This is a genomic window from Sphingobium jiangsuense (genome assembly GCF_014196495.1).
GTDB lineage: Bacteria > Pseudomonadota > Alphaproteobacteria > Sphingomonadales > Sphingomonadaceae > Sphingobium > Sphingobium jiangsuense.
In genome coordinates this window covers 37,012-59,258 of the sequence record NZ_JACIDT010000005.1, presented here as the reverse complement: position 1 = coordinate 59,258, position 22,247 = coordinate 37,012, and the positions used below count along the sequence as shown (strand labels likewise).

Genomic DNA, 22,247 nt, shown 5'->3' with positions numbered 1-22,247 from the left:
CGCGCCGCCAGCGACGGGCCCGTCATGTCCGGTCCTCCGGTCTTGCCGCTTCCTCCCTGCCGATCTTCTCGTTGAGCGCCGCCAGCAGCACCATCAGCTGCCGGAACACCTTGCGCAGATCGGGGCCGTCGCCGAAATCCCAGGCGAAGAACGCCCCGTCGATCAGCGAGCGGCCGAACTCGGCATATTCCTCCGCCACGAGGCGGGCGACGGTCGGGCCGCGATTGGCGAACTGCTTCTCCAATATCGCCTGCCACCAGAGGCGCGCGGAGTTGCGCACCTCTATGATGACCTTGCGCACCTCGTCCGGCATGTCCTTGCGTTCCAGACCGAGCAGCAGGAGGAAGCGCAGGAAAAGCGGATCGTCCTGCAACGACCGCCCGACCTGCTCGGCGATCTGGTCGATCGTGCTTTCGGATATTCCGTCCGCATCCTGCCCCTGATGGAACTGCTTGAAGAAATAGCCCGCCTTCCAATGGACCACCTCCGCGAAGAGATTCTCCTTGCTGGTGAAGTGCCAGTAGAGGGAACTGGCCGGGCAGCCCGCCGCCTTGCAGATCATGGATATGGACGTGCCCGAAAAGCCCTTCGTCGCCATGATCCGCGCGGCGGCCTCCAATATGGCCTGCCGCGAATCCGCGTCGGCCGCCGGGCCCGCACTGGTCATGTCCTTACGCGTCTTCGCCATTCTCGTTCCCCGTCGTCTGGCCGTCCTCATCGACACGACCTTGCCGTCATCGCTTGCGTCTATTTCGCTCATTCGGAGAGGAAATCCAGAACAGACTGTTCGAACAGGGCCTGATGTTCCAGCTGGAACCAGTGGCCGCACCGGGTTTGCAGGATCATCCGCGCATTCTGCACGCGCCGCATCAGCGTCATCGAGGTTTCGACCGGGCAGAAGCGGTCGTTCATCCCCCACAGCGCCAATATGGGCTGGGCGATATTGCCGATTTCCTCGACCAGCGAGGGGATGAACCATCGCTTGTAGATCGCGTCGTTCTGAAGCCGGGCGATCGAGAAACGCTCCTCGATCAGCCGGTCGCTGACGAGCGAGGAATCATAGAGCATCTTGCCGAACACCTGGCGCAGCGCATCGGGGGTAAGGCCGCCGGGCGCGGTCAGCACCGGGATCATGTCCACAATGCCTTCGGTGCTGCGATAATAATCGAGCGTCTCCAGCCCGCCCGGCGCCATCAGCACGATCCGCTCGACCAGATCGGGGAAATCGAGCGCCATGCGCATGGAGATGGTGCCGCCCATGGAGTTGCCGACCAGCGCGCACCGCTCGATCCCCACCGCGCGCAGCGCCTCGGCGAGCGTGCCCGCGAACATGTCCAGCGTATAGTCGAAATCCGGCTTCGACGAATAGCCGTAGCCGATCAGGTCGGGGACCACGCATTGATAGCCCCGGTCGGTGAACGCCTTCAGGTTCTGCTTGAAGTTGCTCCAGCCCGAAGCGCCCGGCCCGCTGCCGTGGATGAACACCACGGGATAGCCCTCGCCGATGATGTTCATGTGCAGCTCGCACCCGTTGCCGAGCGGAACCATCCGGCCGGTGGGCAGCAATTCTGTCGAAGTCATGGTCATGTCATTTCTCGCTCCAATTCCGTTGCGCCGTTCTCAATACTCAAGCGCGACCGTCAGCCCGTAGGTGCGCGGCGGCTTCACGAAGCCGACGACGGGCGAGCCCAGCAGGGTCGTCGCCACCTGGCCGGCGGACCGGATCGTCTTGTTGCCGATATTGCGGATGAAGGCCGTGAGGCGCAGGCCGCCTTCGTTCTTGTAGGTGACGAAGGCATTCTGGACATTATAGGCGGGCTGCGACACCACATCGCGGTTGAACGGGCTGAAATAGACCCGGTCCGACCAGGAGCTTTCCCCACGCAGGGTGAGCGACCCGTCGGCCAGATCGAAGCTGTATTGCGCCGACAGGTCGATCGTATAGTCGGGCGCCTGCGGCAGGGCCTTGCCCGTCAGGTCGAAGGCGGGCACGCCATTTTCGTCGACGGTGGTGCCGTCGCCCGCCGGACGCGCCTGATCGGCGGTGACGTAGCTCTTGAACCGGGCGTGCAGATAGCTTGCGTTCAGCCCGATGATGAAGCGATCGACGGGCTCGACCGTGAACTCGCCCTCCAGACCGTAGATTTCGGCGGCGGCGGCATTTTCCAGCACGACGAGCTGCCCCTGGACCTTGCCGACCTGCAAATCGGAATAGTCGTAATAAAAGGCCGACAGATTGGCCCGCAGGCGCCCGTCGAGAACGGTCGTCTTCAAGCCCAGCTCATAGGCGTCGACCTTTTCGGGATCGAGGGCCGGTCCGCCCGAACCCAGGTTGAACGTACCCGCCTTGAAACCCTTGGACCAGGAGCCGTAGAGCAGGGTCCGCGGGCCGAGATCCAGATCGATCCCGATCTTCGGCGTGAAGGATTCGAACGACTTGCGGGCATTGTGGACCGGGACGCGCGGCGGATTGGCCGGGTCGTAGAGCCGGTCGAAATCGAAGTCCGACTGATCGGCGACCGTCTTGCGTTCCCAGCTGTAGCGCGCGCCGAGCGTCAGCCGCAGCGTGTCGGTCAGCGAATAGGTATCCTGCGCGAAGGCGGCGGCGGCCTTCGTCTTCAGCCTGCCCCCGGCGTAGAAGCCCTGCACGAACAGGTCCGGCCCGCCCAGCGCCACCAGATTGAACGGCGCGGCCAGCACGCCGTCGATCGTCTCATGCAGATAGAAGGCGCCCAGAACCAGCTTGTTGGACTCGGTATCCCAGTTGATCTGGAATTCCTGCGACCATTGCTTCGATTTCTCGCCGAGATCGAGCGGGAAGAGATCGACCCCCAGCGGGTTGATGTCCGTTTGCAGGGTGAAATCGCTGCTTCTGTAGGCGGTCAGCGACCGCAGCGTCACCTCGTCGCTCAGCTCGTAATTGATGTCGGCGCGCGCGCCCCAGAATTCGGCCCTGGTGGAAGGATCGCGGACGCTGGCGACATCGCGCGCGCTCGCGGGAACCGCGCCGCCCAGCAGGATGGCGGTCGGCGTGACCGGGTCGCCGGTCGGCGTCACGCCGGCCGCGCCGAAATAATGATAGGTGTTGGACCGGTCGTCCGCATGATAATAATCCGCCGCGAGCAGGATCGAAAACCGCTCGTCCGGCTTGAACAGCAACTGCCCGCGCAGCGCCTGCGAATGGCGGGAATCGATATCGCTGCCGGTGACGATATTCCGGCCATAGCCCGAATGGTTCTGGATCTGCCCCGACAGGCGCACCGCGACGCTGTCGCTCAGGCCGCCCGTGATGAAGGCTTCGGCATTGATCGTTTCATAATTGCCCGCCGTCAGGCTCACCCCGCCCTGCATGTCGAATTCGGGCCGGTTGGTGATGATGTTGACCGAGCCGCCGGTGGCGTTGCGGCCGTAGAGCGTGCCCTGCGGCCCGCGCAGCACCTCCACGCGCTGGACGTCGTAGAAGGACGCCAGCGCTGCCGCCGAGCGGGAGAAGAAAACGCCGTCCTGATTGAAGGCGACGCTGCTTTCGGCGCCGGTGGAGATGTTGTCGACGCCGATGCCGCGCAAGGTCAGGCGCGCCTGGCCGATCTGTTCCGACACGTTGAGGCCCGGCACGCTCGATCCGATCGAGGTGAGGTCGATCGCCCCCCGCTCCGCGAGCGCGTCCCCGCCGATGGCCGACACCGCGATCGGCGTCTTTTGCAGCGATTCGGCGCGGCGCTGGGCGGTTACGACGATTTCGCCGAAGCCGCCTTGCTGCCCGGCCCCCTGCGCCACCTCGTCGGCGGCATCCTGCGCCGTCGCGATCCCCGGCGCGACGAGCAGCATCGCGGCGATCGCCGCGCAGGAGGAAATAGTATATGCGCCCTGTCCGGCTTGCTTGATCTTCATCTTCCCTCTCCCTCGGTTTATTGTGTTATTGCGTGGCCGGTTCGGATGCGGAGACGCGGCCCGCCTCCGCCCTTCTCGCCGCCTCCTCCTCCCGGCACATCTTCTCCAGCTTGCGCCGGACACGGATGGCGGCCTTGTCGTTGGTCAGGATCGCCGGGCGCATCGACCAGAAATCGGCGCCGTCCATGCGCTCGTCGACGGCCTCGATCATCGGATTGTCCTCGGTCAGGAAGGCGCGTATCTGCGCCTCGCGGATGAACTGCGCCTTGGCGGCCTCCGTTTCGTCGAAGGTGCCCGACGAGCCGAAGAAAAAATGCGTCGTCCGGTCGGTTTCCGGCGTGACGATATGGAAGGCGTAGCAATAGGGATCCTGCACCGGCTCCGCGCCGGGCGGAACGGCCCCGAATTCCAGGATCATGCTGCCGGGCGCCATCCAGACCATGTTCATCCACTGGTCGCAGGGCTGGCCCGTCATCGGGCCGAAGCCCCCGGTCGTGCCCGGCATCCAGAGCTCCGCCCTGACCTTGCCGTCCGGTTCCGTGACCTTGACCTCGGCGGACCGCATGCTCTCGTTCCCCAGCGTCCCCTCATGGATGAAGTTGACGTGGGACAGGTCCATCAGATTGTCGATCTCCAGCAGGCAGTTCGCCTTCACGTGCAGATAGTTGCCGATATTGTCGTGCGCGCCGCCTTCCTCCGGCACGAGGCTGAGGTCGGGAATCAGGCTCTCGTCGGCCCGCCCGGCGTCGCCCATCCATATCCACAGGATCCGGTGCCGCTCGACGATGCGGAACATGCGCAAATGGGTGCCGGCGGGAATATGGCCCTTGCCGGTGGGGTTGTGGTCGCACCGGCCCGTGCGGTCGAAATGCAACCCGTGATAGGGGCATTGCACGCCCGTTTCGGTCTTGCGCCCCATGCTGAGCGGGGCGAAGCGATGCGGGCACATATCCCGGCAGGCCACCACCTCGCCGTCCGGCAGGCGATAGATGAGGACGGGCACGCCGAGCAGGCGGCGCGCGAAGAGACCGTCGCCGACCTCGCTGGACCATGCCGCCATGTACCAGGCGTTCAGGGGGAATTGACCGGCCCTGATGCCGGTTTCAGGCCGAGACACGATGACCCCACATCGAGAAATAGTCGTAGACCGTGGCCTCCCACTCGCCCGGCGTCACCTTGATGCAGTTCGCGGCGATCTCCAGCCGGAAACCCGAAGGCGTCGTGCAATAGAAGGACACCGCATGATCGTTGGGATGCTCGCCCAGGCTGATGGTTATCGGGATGTTCCTGTCCATCATGCGCGCCTGCGCCTTGAGCACGTCGGTCAGTTCCATGGCCTCGATCATGATATGGTCGATCTTCCGCGAGGTTTCGAACGGGAATTGCGCATAGGCGATCGAATGATGGCGCGGATTGAGGTGCAGGAACGAGACCTGGACCGTCGATTGCCCGAAGTCGGAGAAGATGTGGTCGCTCAGCCCCGCGCCCAGCGCCGTCGTCATGAAGGCTTCGCAGGCCGCATAATCCTTGCAGTTGATCGCGATATGCCCCAGCCCCTCGGCGCCGGTGACATAGCCGCGATTTTCGACCTTCGGCGCGAAGGGCGTGTCAGCATCCCTGCATCCATAGGCGATCTCGTGCTGAAGCCCTTCCGGATCGCGGAACAGGACGTACCGGTCCACCGCCCGCAATTCGGCCCCGGCCTCGTCGCCATGGGCGAAGGGGATGCCTTCGCGCTTCAACCGCTCCAGCGTGCGGTCGAATTCCTCCACGCTTTCGGCCTCGAAGCCGCTGAACGCGTGATCGTCCGCCTTGCCTTCGGTTATGATGAAGCGGCGCGCCTTCTCGTCCATGCGCAGGAACAGGGCGTCGCGGGAAGGGACCGCCTGCAAACCGGCAAGATCGCTGAATTCCTGCCAGTCATCGAGGCGCGACGCCTCCACGCCAACATAGGCCAGTCGCAAACTCATTGCGTTCTCCTCGCATTGAATGAAGTTCCGCCGTCCGTCGCGGCACCGCGAACGACGGCCATGATCTCGTCGGGGTTGGCGGGCGCGCTGTCGGACCGCCAGGCGATGCGATCGTCGGGGCGGACCAGCACCAGCTTGCGGTCGTAGAGCGGCTTCGCCTTCGGCTCGTGCGCGATGTCGATGACCTGCAACGGCATGCCGCATGCCGCGGCGGCATCGACCAGCCCGGACACGTCGATATCGTCGTCCGAAACGAGCAGCGTGAAGCCCTTGCCCAGCCGGTCGAGCAACGGCGTTCCCGTTTCCGCGAACACGAAATGCGGCACGCGGCAGCCCGGCACCGTCGAGGGCGTGTAGGTGGAGACGGCGAACGGAGGCGCCTCGCCTTCGTCGTAGAGGATGATCGGCGACGCGTCATAATGCAGGCCGAAGTTCAGCCCTTCGGCGTTGAACTGATGGCTGTCGGTGTCGAGCAGGCGATTGCGCAGATGCCGCCGCGCGGCCGCGCCGGTCTCGCCCGGCTCCTCGGTCGCCGCGCGGAAACGCATGTCCTGCGTGATCTCATGCTGGGCGGCGGCCAGCCCGGCGGCGGCGTTGGAAACCTTGCCGCCGACGGAGTGGCGCTCCGCATGATAGGCGTCGAGAATGGCTTCGGGCGCCCAGCCCTGCACCACGCCGGCCAGCATCCATGTCAGCCCCACGCCATCCTCGATGCCGGTGTTCATTCCGTGCCCCGCATAGGGCGGCCATGCGTGGGCCGCGTCTCCGGCAAGGAAGACATTGCCCTCGCGATAGCGCGACGCCACGACGCGGCTGAACTGCCACGTCTCGATGCCGATGACCTCATAATCGATGGCGCAGCCCATCAACTGCCGGATCTGCCGGTCATATTCCTCTTCCGTCACCCCTTCGGCGCCCTCCGGGATCATGCAATGGGTCAACCAGAGGTCCGTGCCGTTGATCGGGATGATGTTGCCGAAGCAGTCGCGGTTGATGACCCAGTTCATCCAGCCCGGCGTCGCGGCGAAATTCCTGAGCACATCGTCGGACCGGAAGAAGACCGACTGGGTGCGGCCAAGGCCGGTGGCGCCGCCCTCCATCTGGATGCCGAGCCTGCGCCGCAGGGTGGACCGGCCGCCGTCGCAGGCCATGACGAAGCGCGCGCCGATCCGCCCTTCCTGACCGGAGCGGGTGTCGGTGAAGCTCAGCTCCACCCTGCCGTCCGCCTGGCTTACGTCCGTCACCTCGTGGAAATAGCGGACGTCCACGCCCATGGCGTTGATCGCATGGTCGCGCAGCACGCGCTCCAGGAACATCTGGCTGCTGCGGTGGGACCGCTCGGCGGAGCGCCAGTTGCCGTCATGGGAGAAGCGGTCCTCGGAAAAGCGGGTGCCGGACGAGGCCAGCTTGTAGCGGGTGATTTCCTGCCCGTTGATCCGCGTCATGTAGACCACGTCGACCGGATAATCGGCGGGTAGTCCTGTCGCCCTGTATCGTTCGCTACAGCCGAGGCGGCGCAGCAATTCCATGGTGCGCGCGCTGGTCGTGTTGCAGCGGGAATGCATCGGCTCTTCGTCGGACCGTGCTTCCAGCACCACCGCGCGAATACCCCGGCTGGCAAGATCCATTGCCGCGATCAGACCGACAGGTCCGGCGCCGACAATGACGATGTCATGCTCCTCCATAGCTCTCCCCAAAATGCCTTGTGATTTATTATGGTATGTCTGTATCGATCGCTACAGGAAATGTCAATCGATTCGACGGCGATCCCCATCGCGTCGCGACGGGCGGAAACGCCGGAATCCCGCCATGCGGAACCCCGGCGTCCCTTTTTTTCAGAATTCATATTTGATGGTGGCGGCGAGCGTGCGGGGCGCTTTGGAATAATTGACGAAATATCCGAAGGCCTGGGTGAAGTTCCGCGCGATCACCGATTCGTTCAGCAGGTTGGCGCCCGACAGGATCACGGTCGTCCGGCGATCGGGCAATGCGATGCTGGCCGAGGCGTTGAGCTGGACATAATCGTCCTGCCGCAGGAAATTGTCGGCCTCGAAATAATAGTCGCCATTATAGGTGGCGGTGACGTTCAGGTTGATGTCCGCCCTCCCGGCCGGAACCGTATAATCGGCGGCCAGCGTGCCCACGAATTTCTGGGCGAGCGGAATCCGGTTGCCGTTCGCGCTTCCTGCGCTCAGGATCACCCCGCCCGCCGGATTGGGCGCGCTGATCACCGCATTGTCATAGTCGGTGAACTTGGTGTGCATCCATTCCAGCGCGCCGCTCAGCCGCAGGCTGCCCGTCAGGCGGGCGCGGAAATCGAGATCGAGCCCATAGAGCTTCGCCGCCGCCCCGTTGGTGGTGACCTGCGTGATGCCGACGAACGTCGCCACCTGCAAATTGGTGTAGTCATAGTAGAATCCGCTGAGGTTCAGTTGAAGATCATTGTCGAGCATCGACGTCTTCAGGCCGACTTCATAAGCGTCGAGTTTCTCCGGCAGATAGCCGGGGTTGGTCAGTGTCGCGATGTTGAATCCGCCGCTCTTGAACCCCCGGTTGTAGGACGCATAGACCAGCGTGTCGTCGGCGAACTTATGGCTGAGCGCGGCGCGCCAGGTCGGCTCCTTCACCGTCTGCTTGGGCAGGTCGGCGGGCACGTCGGTGATGCTGCCGCTGCTGGTGACGGTGCGGGTAAAGCCGTCTATCTTGCGCGTTTCCCATGTGTAGCGCAGGCCGCCGGTGAAGGTCGTGCCGGGCGCGAACTCCCAGTCGAACTGGGCGAAGGGCGCGAAGGAGTCGGTCTTTTCCCGGCTGAAGGTGGACAATTGCGTCGCGAAGGCAGGCGGCCTTACGAACGCCCCGCCGAAGAAGCGGGTGAACGGCTCCAGCGCATTTTCGTTGTGGAGATAATAGGCGCCCGCCACCCATTTGAACGGGCCGTCGCCGGGCGACAGGAGCTGGATTTCCTGGCTGAAGCTCTTGTTCGGCGCATCGCCGCGCGAATAGATCAGTTCCCCCGCCGTGCTGTCGAAATCGAAGGCGATCACCGCGTCGCCCTTGCGATAGGCGGTGATCGACATGATTTCCGCCACGCCGAAATCATGCTTCGCGGTCAGGCTGACGCCATAGCCCTCGAAGGAATTCTCGCCCGCGTCGCCGGCATAGGTGTCATAGCGGCTCTCCGTCGGCCCGAAACCCGGATAGCCGAAGGACGTGCCGGGATAGGGCCGCAGGATCGTGCCCGTATCCTGCCGGTCGAGATAATCGGCGGCCAGCAGGAAGGAGGTATCCTCCGAAGGCTGGAACAGCAGCTTGCCGCGCAGGGACAGGCTGTGGTCCAGCTTGTACACGTCGCGGCCGGTGGTCAGGCTCTTGCCCCAGCCGTCGCCCTGCTTCGAATAGGAGGCCGACAGGCTCGCGGCCAGCGTATCGCCGAGCCCGCCCGACACATAGGCGCTCGCCTTGAGCGTGCGATAGTGATCGATGCCGAGGCTGAGGACGCCCTCCGGCGTGAAGCTGGACCCGCGGGTGGTGATCTGGATGATGCCCGCGGTGGCGTTGCGGCCGAACAGCGTGCCCTGCGGCCCCTTCAGCACCGCGATCTGCTCGGCGTCGAAAAGGTCGCGCAGCCCTTCGCGCTGCTGCGGCAGATAGACGCCGTCGATGTAGAGCGCGACGGGGTTCTCGACATAGGTGCTCGACGTGCTGATGCCGCGAATGGACGGGGTGAAGGAGCCGATGCCGTGCGACACGTTGAAGCCCGGAACGATTGCGTTCAGATCCTCCAGCTTGCCGACGCCGCTCCGTTCCAGCTGCGCGGCGTTCGTCACGCTCACGCTGATCGGAACGTCCTGCAACCGCTCCTCGCGGCGCTGGGCGGTGACGACGATGTCGTCGTCGCTCCGGCTCTCCGCCGTGGCGGCGCCGTCCTGCGCGAAGGCGGCCGGCGCCCAAACCGGAATAAGCGCGATCGTGGCCAATAACCTGGCTTTGTACATTGTCTCTCTCCCTAGTACAGTTTCTTTTATTGACGACCTCACCGACCCGTCCGGCCGATGAGATCGGACTTCAAATGCGGTGGGCATCCCGCCGCATCGACGCGCTCAGGCGTGCCAGAACCAGCATGGCGGCGGCGCAGGCGAAGCCCGCCGGGCCGAGCGCCACCGCCAGCCGGTAATTTCCATGGATGTCCGCGCTTCTGGCGGTGAGGAACCCGCCGATGGCGAGCGCCAGCGCGATCATCATCGCCAGCGTGCCGAAGGTGAACGAGAAGCGGGGAAGCCCGAAAAAGCGGAGGGCGAAGAAGGCCGCGAAATCGGCCTCCGCGCCATAGGCCAGTCCGATGAGCAGGAGCGCCAGCCCGAAAACCGGCATGGCGGGAAGGGCGGCCCCCGGAATGATGGCCGCGCCCACGGCGGCGAGCGACAGGCAGCCCGCGGCGACGAGCAGCGGAAAGATCCGGTCGAGCAGGAAACCCGCCGCGATACGGCCGCCGAAGGTCGCCGCCGCGAATATGCTGCCCAGCAGGGCGGCCGAGGTCAGCGAAAAGCCGCTCTCCCGCAGGATCGGCTGAAGATGATTGAGATAGATGCCGATGGAGAGGCCGGAACATGTCACCGCCCCGCCCAGCAGCCAGAAACGCGGATCGGACAGCGGCAGGGAACCGGCGCCGGCCGCTCCTTCCTCCTGTCCCTGCCGCGAGGACGGCGCGCGCTCGTCCCCGTCGCTGAGCAGCAGGAACTTCGCCACGAACGGCAACCCTATGACGAGCACGAGCGCAGCCATCGTCATATAGGCCGCGCGCCAGCCGAATTCGGAGATGATCATGGCGTTCAGCGGCACACCCAAGACGCCGCCCAGGGTGGCGCCGCTGCCGGTCAGCCCCAGGGCGAGGCCCGCGTCCCGCTGAAACCAGCTGACCACGGCGCGGCTGAAGGGAACGGCCCCGGCGGCGGCGCAGCAAATGCCCAGCACCACCGCGATGATGCGCAGGATCGTCACCGTCAGCGGCAGGGTGGCGAGCAGCAGAAAGCAGAGCGCGAAGCCGGACAGTCCCGCCATTGCGAGCAACCGGGGACCGAAGCGATCCGCCATCTTGCCCGACAGCGGGAACATGGCCGCCAGCACGAGGGAGCTGATGGGCAGGAAGGTCGCCTGCGTCGACGACCATCCGAACTCGGCCCGCATGGGCTCGATGAAGAGATTGGCGCTGAACATGAAGAAGCCGAAGCCGACCGCATAGCCGATCACGGCGCCGATCAGGCACCATGCGCCGTCCTTCCACGGGGACAGGACGCGGTCGGACGCGTTCCTATCCGCCATGAAACGCCTCCCCGACGGTCCTGCCGCCGGGCCAAATGCTCCGGATTACGCCCAGCATACCCTGTCGGGCATCGCCGGTGCGCGGTCAGGCAGGCGTCAGCGCGCGGCCCCATGCGCAACATGAGCCAATCGCCTTATCGCCCCGGACCGGCGCCCATGCAGCGCCCGCTCCTCTCCATTATTGTCTGTATCGTTCGGTACAGGAAACTATCCCACATATGGACAACTGTCAACCGGATGGAAATTCAAAACAATATATTGATTTTATTTGGTTAAATAGCTTTCCTTCTACAGGATCGGCTCCGGCCGCCTGTAACGAATCCTATATACCGATCATTTCAGCGGATTTCCGGCTCCAAAATGTCCGGCGCGAAACCTTGACGCTCACGCCGGGCCGTCTCTATGCCTTTCACGGCGGTGTCCGCTGAAGCCGGCGGAGACTTGACCGCCGGCGCACAGCGGGAACCGGGCGATCGGGGAATGGATGCTAATGGACAGTTCCAAGACATTGCGGCTGGTCAATCTCAACCTCCTGCCGGTGCTCCGCCAGTTGCTCAGGACCCGGAGCGTTTCGCGGACCGCCGAGGACCTGAACCTGACCCAATCCGCCATCAGCGCATCACTGCGGAAACTGCGCGGCCTGTTCGACGACGAACTGCTCGTCATGCGCGGGCGGGAGATGGTGCTGACCGACCGGGCGGAGCAGCTGATCGCCCCGCTCGAGGCGCTGCTGGCATCGGCCGAGCATCTGATCGGCATGCCCGAATTCGACCCCGCCACCGAGAACCGGATGTTCCGGGTCGCGTCCGCCGACTATATCACCGCGCTGATCGCGCCGGGCCTGCTGCCCTATCTGGCCGAGCATGCGCCGGGCATCTCGATGCAGACGATCATCGGCGGGCCGCGCACGTCGCTCGACATCCAGCAGGGCATCGTCGATCTCATCATCGCGCCCGACCAGATCAACGAATGGCTCCACATGCCGTTTCAGGCGCCCGATTCCCCCTTCGATTACGAGGTCGTGCTGCATGACCGGCTGGTCTGCATCGCCGCGCAGGACGACCCCGACATCGACGCGCAGATCGATATGGCGACCTATTTGTCGAAGCAGCATGCGGCCTTCTATCTGCGGCGCGAACTGCACGCGAGCGTGGAGATCGAAACCATGCAGAGGCTCGGCATTCAGCAGAAGAACCAGATCTTGCTGCAGGAGTTCACCCTGCTGCCGATGATCGTCGCGGCGACGCGGAACATCGCCGTCATTCCCGAAACGATCGCGAACATCTATTCCGGGGTTCTGCCGATCAGGATTCTGGAGCCGCCGATCGAGTTCGAACCGATCCGGCTGGTCATGGTCTGGGCCAAGTCGCAATCGAAGAAACCGGCGCACAGCTGGTTTCGCGACGCCGTGCGCACCGCGATCCAGCGTCATGCCAAGCCTTAGGCCTCAGGCGTCGACCGCGATGCCCGCCATGCCGGTCCACCAGCCTGTCATCGGCTCATAATAGATGGTGTGCGCCTTCGCCCCGCCGAGCGCGCCCAGCATGATGATCCAGTTGATCAGCTCGACCCCGCCATTGCCGGCCGCTGCTTCTATTTCCTCGATCGTCAGGCTGGTCAGCGCCTCGACGTCGCCCACCTCGAACCGTTCGAGAAGCCAGCGGTCATATGCCTCGTTGACCTCCCCCTGCTGCTCGACCCCGATCCAGTGGGACAGCCCGCCCGCGCCGAGCACCACGACGCGCTCGTCGGCCGGGCGGCCGGTCTCGACATAATCCGCCAGCAGTTGGCCCAGGCGATAGCAGCGCCGGGTCGACGGCACCGGACGCATGTCCACATTGGTGTAGAGCGGCACGATCGGCCGCGCGCCGCGCGGGCTTGCGAACAGGGACGGAATGGCCATGCCATGGTCCGGGCGCGGCTCGCGCACGACGCCGAGGTCATAGTCGCGCGCATTGGCATGCTCGATGAAGCCCTGCGCGAAATCCGGCTCGCCCGCGATGCTGTAGTCGTTGGGGATGCCGAGATCGCCGAAGGCGGTGTAGCGCGCGCCGATGCCGACGACGAACGGCGCCTGAAACTGCGTGTTGAAGTTCAGCATATGATCGTTGCTCACGATCACCACGATATCGGGCGACAGCGCATCGATGCGGCGGCCGATTTCTTCCATGCCGTCGAAAACGGCGTCCGCCTGCTTTTCATGGCCGGTGCGCGAAAACAGCACGTGCGAGGTGGCGAATCCGCCGACGATCTTACCCATTGGTCACTTCCCCTTGCCAGCCAGTCTGGCGCCATGCACAGGATCGATGGCGAGGAAATTCCTCACCCGCTCGTTGGTCAGCAGCGTCCAGCTCATCATCAGATGGGGATGGATGCCGAGCGCGCGGATCGCCCCGGCATCGCCGGAACGGAACGCCGCGCGCTCCGCCTCGCTCAATCCGAACCGGTCGTAGGTTGCCTCCGGGTCGGTCAGCAGGCCCATGGCCACCGTCGGATCATGGGGAATGGATTGCAGCATCCGGTTGATGTGGAATGCCCTGGGTTCGGTTATCGGCTTTGCCATGATGCGCGCTCCCTTCCTTGCAGAGCCTAGAGAATCGCGACCTGATTGGGCGCACCGAGCGTCACCGCGCCCGCATTCGCGCCCATATGCGCGGCATCCATGGTGATGTGGTTGCCGCCCGCCAGAATGTCGCGGACATACTGTTGCAGGTCGCCGTTGAGCGCGATCGCCCGCGCGCCCGAGCGGCGGAACAGGCGCACCACCGCATCGATCGCGGTGCCGCTCATCTCGGCGCACCAGGCCATATATTGGGCGCGCCGTTCGACCGGGGTGACGATGCCCGCGGCGATGTCCGCATCGATCTCTCCCATCATGCGGTCGAGCAGGGCGAGGCAGGACTGGATATCGGCGTCGGCGGCGGCGAGCGCCTGCACGACGAAGCCGTCATGCGCCAGCTCGGCGCCGGTGAAGGAGGCGCGCTTGCCCTTGACCCCTTCCAGATAGACGTCGCGCGCGCCCATCGCCATACCGATGATGGCGGAGACGACCCCGAAGGAGAACAGGGTGCCGAACGGATATCGGTAAGCGGGGGCGGAGAAATCCTTGAGGCCGACATTGCCGCAATTGAGCGATTCGCTCATCGCGTGGGTGCGATAGCCGGGCACGAAGGCGTTTTCGAGCAGCAGGTCCTTGCTGCCGGTTCCCTGCAGGCCGAAGGTGTTCCAGCTGGCGTCGTCGATTGCATAATCCTGCCGCGAGACGAGGAACACGCGATATTCGCGCTCGCCGCCCGGCAGATCGACCCAGCCGCCGAGGAAGGCCCAGTCGCAATGGTCGCATCCGCTGGAGAATTTCCATCGGCCGGACAGTTCATAGCCGCCCTCGACCTGCTTGGCCTCGCCGAAGGGGACATAGGAGGAGGAAACGCGGATATCGGGATTCTCCCCCCACAGCTCGCCCGCCACGCGCGCGCCGAGCAGCGCGACTTCCCAGTTGTGGACGCCGACCACCATCAGCACCCAGCCGGCCGCGGGCGCCCCGCGCGCGACCTGATGCAGCACGCGCAGGAAGCTCTTCGGATGCATTTCATAGCCGCCGAACGCCCTGGGCTGGAGGATGCGGAAAAATCCCGCGTCGCACAGGCTGGCGATGACCTCGTCCGATATACGGCCGAGGCTGTCGTGATCCCGCATGGTCCTGCGCAGCGTGGGAACCATGGCGATCGCGCGATCGACCAGTTCCTGCTCGGTCGGAATGTCAAGGTCCGCACCGGTTTTCGCGCCGATGTTCATGGCGTCGAGGGCCGTCATCTCCGTCTCCTTTTAATAATGGCCGGCGGCGCCGTGGCGCGCCGCCGCAGCTTCAGGCATCTTTGAGGAAATCGATGGCTATCCGCGCGAAAAGCTGCGGATGCTCGATCATCGCCCAGTGGCCGCAATGGTCGAGGAAGTAACCGGAAGAGTTTTCCAGCAGTTCAAGGAACTTGAACCCTTCCGACATCGGGACGACCTTGTCGTCCTTACCCAGGAAGATCAGTATCCGGTTCTTCACCTGGGCGATCTCGTCGTCCTCATAATAGAGGCCGCCCCGCTCCTTTATCCAGCCCATGGTGGCGCGATAGGCCTGCTGGATGTCGGGGCGGCAGGAAAGCTCGTGCCGATAGGCGACCATCGCCTCGCCGGGGACGAAACCGTCATGCGTCAGCGCGGCGATCATCCGGCGCATGCCTTCGACCGTGAAATCATAGTTCACGATCGCGCCGAGCGCCGGGTTGAACCCGCGATTGAGGCCGGCGCTGCCCATCAGCACCGCGCTGCGCACCAATTCGGGCCGCACCATCGCGGCGCCGAGGGCCGTCGCGCCCCCCATCGAATTGCCGACGATATCGACCGGGCCGAGGTCCAGATTTTCGATAAGCGCGACCAGCTGCGCGATCCGCGCATTCTGGTCATAGTGAAAGCCATCGGGCGACGGCGCGCTCGAACGGCCGAAGCCGACCATGTCATAGGCGATCGTGCGGAAATGGCGCGCGAACAGCGGCAGGGATTGCTCGCCCCAGTTGCCCCAGGCATCGGCACCGGCGCCGCCGCCATGAATCAGGATGAGCGGGCGGCCTTCGCCGGCGGCATAATAATGGGTCGTATATCCAAGGGTCGAAACCGTGCCGGTTTCGACAGCGCCTTCTTTGCTGTTCATCGCTCTCTTCCATCATGATTGTCATGCGGGGGCCGGGTGCGGGCTTGGCCTTCAGGTCGAAATGGCCCGCTTACCGCCTGCGCAAAGGCAAGCATGCGGAATGGAACAAAACAAATTCATTCTTTCAAAAGGATATATCACTTAAATTTATATGTCCGCCCATATCACTCATGATTTAAAATGATATCTGCAATTCCCAATATAACATTGATTTGTTTCCTGAGTCGCCGATACCACCCGTGAATGGGTGACGGATCTGCGCCGCAAAGACGCCAGGCCGGACCGGTGGACAACAAACCAGAATAAACGGGAGAGAGTGATGACCCTGAACAAGCGCGGGCTGCGTGCCGTGTCGTGGATGATGGCCTGCTCGGCGCCGGCAATGGCCGCGGCGCAAACGCAGGGCGCAACGGAAACGGCGGACGCCTATGCTGCGGAGATCGTCGTTACGGCGCAGCATCGCCAGCAGACGCGGCAGGATGTTCCCATTTCCGTGGCGGTCACGACGGGCGCCAGCCTGCGCGAGGCCGGCACGCAGACGCTCGAGGATTTCAGCCTGACCACGCCGGGCCTGCAGGTCAGCGAAGGCGGCAACACCAACTTCCTCAGCCTGCGCGGCGTCAGCTCCGGCGCGGATGCCGGTTTCGAGCAGTCGCTCGGCACCTTTGTCGACAATGTCTACCGGGGCCGCGCCCGCTACACCAAGGGCAATTTCGTCGACATCCAGCGGGTCGAGGTGCTGCGCGGTCCGCAGAGCACCTTCTTCGGCATGAACACGATCGCGGGCGCGCTCAACATCACGACGGCGAAGCCCGGCGCGCGCAACGAGGGCTATGCCAATATATCCTTCCTCCCCGCCTTCGACGAATGGAACATGGAAGCCGCGACGACCGTGCGCGCATCGGACACGCTCGGCGTCCGGTTCGCGGGCCGGTTCAACAGGTCGGACGGCTATATCCAGAACATCTTCACCAACAAGGACGAGCCGCGATCGAAGGATTATTTCGGCCGCATGACCCTGCTCTGGGAGCCGTCGGCCGATTTCGACGCCACCTTGCGCGTCGAGGGCGGCAACACGCATGAAAAAGGGTCGGTGCCCGCCGAGATCCTCTCCTGCCCGCCTGCCGCGCCCTTCACCCCCAGCGTCGGATGCGCGCTGTCGATCGGCACGCCGGGCTTCGAGGACAGGCTGAACCATAGTCTCAGCCGCGATCCCACCTTCTCCGACACGGATTTCGGCGAAGCGGCCCTGACGCTGAACGCGCGGCTGGGCGGGCTGACGCTGACCAGCGTGACCGCCTATACCGGCTATAACTTCACCAATGTCTTCGATCTCGACAACACCTCCGCCGCCTCGATCTTCGTTCCGGGCGCGACCCTCTTCGAAGCCAATCAACGCGAGCGCTACCGCCAGTTCTCGCAGGAAGTGCGGCTGACCTCCCCCAGCGGCGGGACGTTCGAATATATAGTGGGCGCCTATTATCAGAAGGGGAAGATCGACTGGCGCAATACGCTGGGCCTCAACTTCATCCCCTTCGCCACCATCCCCCCGCTGGCCGGGCGCATCCAGCCGGGCGAGGCGGTCGGGCAGAATTTCTTCAACAACCAGCGCGACGAAGTCTTTTCGGCCTTTGTTTCAGGCACGCTGCATTTCGGCGAACGGGCGCGGCTCAATCTCGGCCTGCGCTATACCGATGTGGTCAAGAAGCTGCACAAGGGCGAACAGACCGGCCTGACCAACCCCTTCGCGGCTTCCTCGCTGCCCTATCTCGATTCTTTCGTGCCGTTCACCGATCCCGTCACCAGCGCGATCGTCGCGGGCGTGCTCGACATCGACCTGTTCGACACGAACATCCGCCTGCGCAACGACGACTGGATGCCGTCGGCCAGCCTGCAATATGACATCGCCGACGATGTGATGGCCTATGCCAGCTATGCCAACGGCTTCAAGGCGGGCGGATTTTCCTTCGCGACGCACACGCTCGGCGGCGATGCGAACGGCGACGGCACGATCAGCGAGCAGGAGCTGTACGATCCCATCGCGTTCGAACCGGAATATGTCGATGCGTTCGAACTCGGCCTGAAGGCCCAGTGGTTCGACCGGCGGCTGACGACCAATCTGGCGCTTTTCCACAACAGCTATTCCAACCTGCAAAAGAGCCTGCTGGTCGCGGGCACGTCGCTCACCTTCGTCGTCGGCAATGCCGCGAAGGCCGTCAGCAAGGGGGCGGAGTTCGAGCTCGACTGGCGCGTGACGGACAGGCTCCGGCTGGGCGGCTCGGTCTCCTATCTCGTGTCCAAGTACAAGGACTATCCCGATGCGCCGCCGACGGCCCTCCAGACGCTCAACGGCATCGGCGCTCAGGATCTTGCGGGCCGCCCGACGCAGCGCGCGCCCGAATGGAGCGGCACGGTCAACGCGAGCTACGTCCAGCCCATCGGCACGCTGGAGCTGAAGGCGGCGACGACGCTGTTCTTCACCGACGGCTATTTCCTCGCCGACAATCTCGATCCCATGCTGCACCAGCGCGGCTATGCCCGGATCGACGGGCGTCTGTCGCTCGGTTCGCCCGCCAAGGGCTGGGAACTGGCAGTCATCGGCTCGAACCTGACGGACCGGAAGATTTCCAGCTGGTGTTACGACACGCCGGCGACGCTCGGCTCCTATTCCTGCGTGCTGGAACGCCCGCGCAGCGTCAGTTTCCAGCTGGGTTATCGCTGGTAGGCGGGGGATTGTCGGGCGGGGCGAACCGCTCCCTGATCGGTGCAGCCGATCGTGGAGCATCGCTTACCCCGCAACCGGGCAGTTCATCGTCGCGTCTCTGGCAATATCCGTCTTGAAGGATGGCCATATCGATCAAGAGACATATTATACCATGCCCGCATTTCTTCTAAACAGCCATATGCCATAATGATATTCCACGTCTCCTGATCTCCCTTATCCATAGATGCTATACGAAACATATCCGGCCGGTATGTCGTAACATAGATTTGAGATCTTCGTTCAGCGGGGGAGCATCGCGTCAAGGCAGTCCGCGCCGGCGCCGTCGAGCCATTGTTTCATGCGCTTGCGCAGCTCCGCCATTTCCGGGCCCCTCGTCCCCGGCAGGTTGCGATACACCTCCATCCCCAGCTTGGTCTGGAGATAGCCGAGATGGCGATAGCCGTCGGGAAAAGAGGCAAGCAGCGCTTCGTCGAGGTCCAGCGTCGCGCCGGGGCGCACGGGCACCATCCGGTCCAGCTCATAGACCGGCTGCCGCAGCACGAGGCCCCAGCGTCCGTCGCGCTTTTCCAGCGCATCCACGAAGCGGCCGAGGCAGGTCACATCGACCTCCACCCCGTCGATCCGGCCGCGATGCACGATCTCCATGCGGGATTGGGCGACGGCGCGCGTCCCCTCCACGTCGATGCTGATCGCTCCCAGCGAATGCAGGCCGACCATCCCCGCGTCGAAGGCCTTGCGACAGCCTTCGATGAACTCGGCCGCGCCCGCCCGGAACCAGGTGGCGGACATGCGCCCATCCTGATGCCAGACCGTGGCGAACCGGTCCCACTCCCCCGCATCGCGCCAGATTACCCAGTTTTGCAGCAATTCGGCGATGGCAGCCTTGTCCACGGCACGTTGAATGGCGCGGTGGCGGTTATCCTCGTCCGGCTCACTGATCCCATGCTGCATAATCCGATCGTCCTTCCTTGCGTTCGCGCGGGCGCGCTTCGCCTACCCCCGTACAATCAAAGCGGCCTTGCAAGGAGACGCGATTTGCGTGAGGTTGTTACCGATAAGGTATAGGGGAGAGCCCATTCGATGGGACAGATGAAGCTGCACCATCTGCGCAACGTGATAGCGATAGTCGAGAGGGGAAGCCTGCGCGCGGGGGCCAAGCATCTCGGATTGGCGCAACCGGCGGTATCCCGCAGCATCAAGGAGCTGGAGCAGGAACTCGGCGTCGTCCTGTTCGAACGCAACAAGTTCGGGATGAAGCTGACGCATGCGGGGGAAGTGCTTTTCCGGCGGGCGAAGGCGATCTATGCGGAATTCGATCGCGCGCGCGCCGAAATGGAGCATCTGAAGGGCGAGGACCGGGGGGTCATCACCGTAGGCTGCTCCAGCGCCGCGCTGATCGCGATGATGCCGATGATCGTGAAGCGCTTTCACGTGAAATATCCCAATATCCGCATCAAGCTGCTCGAAGGCTCGCTGCCGATGCTCGAATCGGAAATTCGCGACGGGATCGTCGATCTCTATTATGGTCCGGTGGCGAAGGGCTTCGTCGATCCCGCGCTGGTCATCGAATTGCTGTTCGAGAATGAAAGGATGATCGTCGGGCGGAAAGGCCATCCGCTGCGCTCCGCGACGTCGCTGGCGGACCTCGTCGGCGCATCCTGGGTGACGACCCCGATGGCGATCGACAGCGACAATGAGGTGAACGGCGTTTTCCTCGCCGCGGGCTTGCCCGCGCCGCGCATCGTCATGCAAGCCTCGTCGGCTATGAATCTGGCCGTGATCGTGGCGACATCGGATCTGCTGGCCCCCGTCCCCCAGCAATGGATAGAGATTATCCGCGCGACCGGCGCGATGGAGCGGATACCGGTGCGCGAGGTTTCGAAGGCGCCCCGGATATGCGCGGTGCGGCGCGCCAACATTCCCCTCACCCCCGCCAGCGAGTTTCTCAACGATCTGGCGATGCGGGCGGCCTCCGCCTATCTGTACCGGCGCCAGCAGGCCATGGAGCGGCCGTCCATCGTATGACCCGCCCTGCCTGCTGAACAGTCGGATCCGATTATATACCTGCGGGGTAACAACATTGGAAATTGCCATCTTTTCCTCCCCCCGCGGCGCCTCCATCACGATGTCCGATAAGCGAAAGCGACGCACGCCCGAGGCGGGAGAGGACAGCTGATGAAGAATAGGCCGCGAAAGAGCCGGTGCATGCATCCGGCAGGGGAAAAGCGGGAGGCGCGCGCATGACGGCGGCGCCGGCGGGGCGGACGATCGCCAGCCCGCTTGACGATGCGCCGATGCGCCCACGGCAGGTCATGGTCCTGGCCGTCTCCATATTGCTGGCGGCACTGGACGGCTATGATGCGCTGGCGATGGCGTTCGCCGCCCCGGCGGTGGCGCGGGAATGGAATCTCGAAAAGGATATCATCGGCCTGCTGCTGTCGAGCAGCCTCGCCGGCATGGCGATCGGCGCGATCGCGCTTTCCCCGCTGGCGGACATTGTCGGGCGCCGGAAGGTGGTGCTGGGCGCATTGCTGCTGCTGACCATGGGAACCGCGCTGTCGGGCATTTCCGCGTCGGTGCCGCTGCTCGCCGGGTCGAGGGTGCTGACCGGCATCGGCATCGGCGTGATGGTCGCGATGACGACGCTGATCTCCGCCGAGTTCACCAATGCCCGCTTCCGCTCCCTCGCGATCGCGGCCATCGCGACGATAGGATTTCCCATAGGCGGCGTGGTGGGCGGCGTGGCGGCTTCGGCCATATTGAAGGGCGCCACCTGGCATTGGGTGTTCCTGACCGGCTCCATCAGCGGCGGGATATTGTTCCTGCTCGCGGCGTTCATCCTGCCGGAATCACCGGCTTTCCTCATCGCGCGCCGGACGCCGGACGCGTTGCAGCGGGTGAACCGGGTGCTGCTCGCCATCGGGCAGGCCCCGCTTCAGGAACTGCCCGCCGCGACGGCGGGCGCGCAGCGCGGTTCCTACCGGTCGCTGTTCGCGCCGGGACCGAGGGCGGTGGTGCTGCGCCTGGCGTCGGTCGCGATGCTCATCGCGATCTCATCCTATTATATCCTCAACTGGCTGCCGCAGATGGTGGTCGATGCCGGGTTCACGCCCGCGCAGGGGAGCATGGTTTCGGCGCAGTCGGGCATGCTGGGCCTGCTGGGCGGCATCGGCTTTGCGGCCTTTTCCTTCCGCTTCGCCCCCACCCGGATCGCCGCCGTTTCGATGACCGGCGCGGCCCTCGGATTGGCGGCGGTGGGTCTGGTGCCGCCGGCGATCCCCCTGTTCGTCCTTTCCGCCGGTATATTGGGCTTCTGCCTCGCCGGGACGACGGGCATGCTGTACGCGATCATGGCCGATTCCTTTCCGGCGGCGATGCGCGCTTCGGGCATCGGGTTCGCCATGGGCGCGGCGCGGATCGCGAGCGTGATCGGCCCGGCGCTCGCGGGCGTCCTGTTCAGCCATGGATGGTCGCGGGCGGAGGTATCGCTGGCTTTCGCCATCGGCCCGCTCATGGCCGCGCTGCTGATCGGCACGTTCCGCCATCGGCCGTCCGGTTCGCAATAGGCCCGACAGGCTCTGAGGGCGTCTTGGGCGCCCGGCTTCGGCCATGCGGAAACGGGAGCAAGACAGAAGCCGGACAA

18 protein-coding genes are annotated in these 22,247 nt (G+C 64.4%); 5 read left to right on the top strand and 13 right to left on the bottom strand.

Going from position 1 to position 22,247, the window contains the following annotated elements; all coding sequences use genetic code 11:
* Positions 1 to 22 precede the first annotated feature (22 nt).
* From GGR43_RS08525 to GGR43_RS08490, 8 genes are all read right to left on the bottom strand, one after another.
* Positions 23 to 688, bottom strand: a complete 666-nt coding sequence (locus GGR43_RS08525) for a TetR/AcrR family transcriptional regulator (protein WP_188071559.1) — start codon at positions 686 to 688, stop codon at positions 23 to 25.
* A 68-nt stretch (positions 689 to 756) separates the two neighbouring features.
* Positions 757 to 1,587: an alpha/beta fold hydrolase gene (locus tag GGR43_RS08520; protein WP_223177364.1), complete on the bottom strand. Its 831-nt coding sequence runs from the start codon at positions 1,585 to 1,587 to the stop codon at positions 757 to 759.
* A 33-nt stretch (positions 1,588 to 1,620) separates the two neighbouring features.
* Positions 1,621 to 3,891, bottom strand: coding sequence for a TonB-dependent receptor (locus GGR43_RS08515; RefSeq protein ID WP_188071557.1), 2,271 nt, complete (start codon positions 3,889 to 3,891; stop codon positions 1,621 to 1,623).
* Between the two features lie 25 nt (positions 3,892 to 3,916).
* Positions 3,917 to 5,008 (bottom strand): aromatic ring-hydroxylating oxygenase subunit alpha, encoded by a 1,092-nt coding sequence (locus GGR43_RS08510; RefSeq protein WP_284276764.1) that lies wholly within the window; start codon positions 5,006 to 5,008, stop codon positions 3,917 to 3,919.
* The gene (locus tag GGR43_RS08505; protein ID WP_188071555.1) at positions 4,995 to 5,861 is read right to left on the bottom strand and encodes a VOC family protein; all 867 of its coding nucleotides are present in this window, start codon (positions 5,859 to 5,861) and stop codon (positions 4,995 to 4,997) included. The genes GGR43_RS08510 and GGR43_RS08505 overlap by 14 nt, the downstream gene beginning before the upstream one ends.
* Positions 5,858 to 7,546: an FAD-dependent monooxygenase gene (locus GGR43_RS08500; RefSeq protein ID WP_188071554.1), complete on the bottom strand. Its 1,689-nt coding sequence runs from the start codon at positions 7,544 to 7,546 to the stop codon at positions 5,858 to 5,860. The genes GGR43_RS08505 and GGR43_RS08500 overlap by 4 nt, the downstream gene beginning before the upstream one ends.
* Before the next feature lie 150 nt (positions 7,547 to 7,696).
* Positions 7,697 to 9,856, bottom strand: a complete 2,160-nt coding sequence (locus GGR43_RS08495; RefSeq protein ID WP_188071553.1) for a TonB-dependent receptor — start codon at positions 9,854 to 9,856, stop codon at positions 7,697 to 7,699.
* 70 nt (positions 9,857 to 9,926) lie between these two features.
* Positions 9,927 to 11,180 (bottom strand): MFS transporter, encoded by a 1,254-nt coding sequence (locus GGR43_RS08490; RefSeq protein WP_188071552.1) that lies wholly within the window; start codon positions 11,178 to 11,180, stop codon positions 9,927 to 9,929.
* A gap of 218 nt (positions 11,181 to 11,398) precedes the next feature.
* Between GGR43_RS08490 and GGR43_RS08485 the strand changes: the two genes are divergently transcribed.
* Together GGR43_RS08485 and GGR43_RS08480 are read left to right on the top strand one after the other, a co-directional pair.
* Positions 11,399 to 11,608 (top strand): hypothetical protein, encoded by a 210-nt coding sequence (locus GGR43_RS08485; RefSeq protein ID WP_188071551.1) that lies wholly within the window; start codon positions 11,399 to 11,401, stop codon positions 11,606 to 11,608.
* 62 nt (positions 11,609 to 11,670) lie between these two features.
* Positions 11,671 to 12,624, top strand: a complete 954-nt coding sequence (locus tag GGR43_RS08480; protein ID WP_188071550.1) for a LysR family transcriptional regulator — start codon at positions 11,671 to 11,673, stop codon at positions 12,622 to 12,624.
* 3 nt (positions 12,625 to 12,627) lie between these two features.
* Here GGR43_RS08480 and GGR43_RS08475 read toward each other — a convergent pair whose 3' ends face one another.
* The 4 genes from GGR43_RS08475 to GGR43_RS08460 are packed head-to-tail and all read right to left on the bottom strand — an operon-like array spanning position 12,628 to position 15,879.
* Complete coding sequence (locus GGR43_RS08475) at positions 12,628 to 13,440, bottom strand: DODA-type extradiol aromatic ring-opening family dioxygenase (protein ID WP_188071549.1); 813 nt, start codon at positions 13,438 to 13,440, stop codon at positions 12,628 to 12,630.
* 3 nt (positions 13,441 to 13,443) lie between these two features.
* On the bottom strand, positions 13,444 to 13,743 hold the full coding sequence (locus tag GGR43_RS08470; RefSeq protein ID WP_188071548.1) for a hypothetical protein: 300 nt from the start codon (positions 13,741 to 13,743) through the stop codon (positions 13,444 to 13,446).
* 26 nt (positions 13,744 to 13,769) lie between these two features.
* Positions 13,770 to 14,993, bottom strand: a complete 1,224-nt coding sequence (locus GGR43_RS08465) for an acyl-CoA dehydrogenase family protein (RefSeq protein ID WP_188071547.1) — start codon at positions 14,991 to 14,993, stop codon at positions 13,770 to 13,772.
* Between the two features lie 52 nt (positions 14,994 to 15,045).
* Positions 15,046 to 15,879, bottom strand: a complete 834-nt coding sequence (locus GGR43_RS08460) for an alpha/beta fold hydrolase (RefSeq protein WP_188071546.1) — start codon at positions 15,877 to 15,879, stop codon at positions 15,046 to 15,048.
* 319 nt (positions 15,880 to 16,198) lie between these two features.
* Here GGR43_RS08460 and GGR43_RS08455 point away from each other — a divergent pair, with 319 nt between their 5' ends.
* The gene (locus tag GGR43_RS08455) at positions 16,199 to 18,604 is read left to right on the top strand and encodes a TonB-dependent receptor (protein WP_188071545.1); all 2,406 of its coding nucleotides are present in this window, start codon (positions 16,199 to 16,201) and stop codon (positions 18,602 to 18,604) included.
* Positions 18,605 to 18,883: 279 nt separating this feature from the next.
* Here GGR43_RS08455 and GGR43_RS08450 read toward each other — a convergent pair whose 3' ends face one another.
* Entirely contained in the window at positions 18,884 to 19,555 is a 672-nt protein-coding gene (locus tag GGR43_RS08450) for a nuclear transport factor 2 family protein (RefSeq protein ID WP_188071544.1), read from the bottom strand.
* A 129-nt stretch (positions 19,556 to 19,684) separates the two neighbouring features.
* Here GGR43_RS08450 and GGR43_RS08445 point away from each other — a divergent pair, with 129 nt between their 5' ends.
* The gene (locus GGR43_RS08445; RefSeq protein ID WP_188071543.1) at positions 19,685 to 20,629 is read left to right on the top strand and encodes a LysR family transcriptional regulator; all 945 of its coding nucleotides are present in this window, start codon (positions 19,685 to 19,687) and stop codon (positions 20,627 to 20,629) included.
* Positions 20,630 to 20,844: 215 nt separating this feature from the next.
* A complete protein-coding gene (locus GGR43_RS08440; RefSeq protein ID WP_188071542.1) occupies positions 20,845 to 22,170 on the top strand; it encodes an MFS transporter in 1,326 nt (441 codons plus the stop codon).
* Positions 22,171 to 22,247 lie beyond the last annotated feature (77 nt).

Excerpts from the sequence above, each read along its gene's own strand:
- GGR43_RS08525 (WP_188071559.1), bottom strand. The coding sequence starts at position 688 with ATGGCGAAGACGCGTAAGGACATGACCAGTGCGGGCCCGGCGGCCGAC.
- GGR43_RS08520 (WP_223177364.1), bottom strand. The coding sequence starts at position 1,587 with ATGACCATGACTTCGACAGAATTGCTGCCCACCGGCCGGATGGTTCCG.
- GGR43_RS08515 (WP_188071557.1), bottom strand. The coding sequence starts at position 3,891 with ATGAAGATCAAGCAAGCCGGACAGGGCGCATATACTATTTCCTCCTGC.
- GGR43_RS08505 (WP_188071555.1), bottom strand. The coding sequence starts at position 5,861 with ATGAGTTTGCGACTGGCCTATGTTGGCGTGGAGGCGTCGCGCCTCGAT.
- GGR43_RS08500 (WP_188071554.1), bottom strand. The coding sequence starts at position 7,546 with ATGGAGGAGCATGACATCGTCATTGTCGGCGCCGGACCTGTCGGTCTG.
- GGR43_RS08495 (WP_188071553.1), bottom strand. The coding sequence starts at position 9,856 with ATGTACAAAGCCAGGTTATTGGCCACGATCGCGCTTATTCCGGTTTGG.
- GGR43_RS08490 (WP_188071552.1), bottom strand. The coding sequence starts at position 11,180 with ATGGCGGATAGGAACGCGTCCGACCGCGTCCTGTCCCCGTGGAAGGAC.
- GGR43_RS08485 (WP_188071551.1), top strand. The coding sequence starts at position 11,399 with ATGGACAACTGTCAACCGGATGGAAATTCAAAACAATATATTGATTTT.
- GGR43_RS08480 (WP_188071550.1), top strand. The coding sequence starts at position 11,671 with ATGGACAGTTCCAAGACATTGCGGCTGGTCAATCTCAACCTCCTGCCG.
- GGR43_RS08475 (WP_188071549.1), bottom strand. The coding sequence starts at position 13,440 with ATGGGTAAGATCGTCGGCGGATTCGCCACCTCGCACGTGCTGTTTTCG.
- GGR43_RS08470 (WP_188071548.1), bottom strand. The coding sequence starts at position 13,743 with ATGGCAAAGCCGATAACCGAACCCAGGGCATTCCACATCAACCGGATG.
- GGR43_RS08465 (WP_188071547.1), bottom strand. The coding sequence starts at position 14,993 with ATGACGGCCCTCGACGCCATGAACATCGGCGCGAAAACCGGTGCGGAC.
- GGR43_RS08460 (WP_188071546.1), bottom strand. The coding sequence starts at position 15,879 with ATGAACAGCAAAGAAGGCGCTGTCGAAACCGGCACGGTTTCGACCCTT.
- GGR43_RS08455 (WP_188071545.1), top strand. The coding sequence starts at position 16,199 with ATGACCCTGAACAAGCGCGGGCTGCGTGCCGTGTCGTGGATGATGGCC.
- GGR43_RS08450 (WP_188071544.1), bottom strand. The coding sequence starts at position 19,555 with ATGCAGCATGGGATCAGTGAGCCGGACGAGGATAACCGCCACCGCGCC.
- GGR43_RS08445 (WP_188071543.1), top strand. The coding sequence starts at position 19,685 with ATGGGACAGATGAAGCTGCACCATCTGCGCAACGTGATAGCGATAGTC.
- GGR43_RS08440 (WP_188071542.1), top strand. The coding sequence starts at position 20,845 with ATGACGGCGGCGCCGGCGGGGCGGACGATCGCCAGCCCGCTTGACGAT.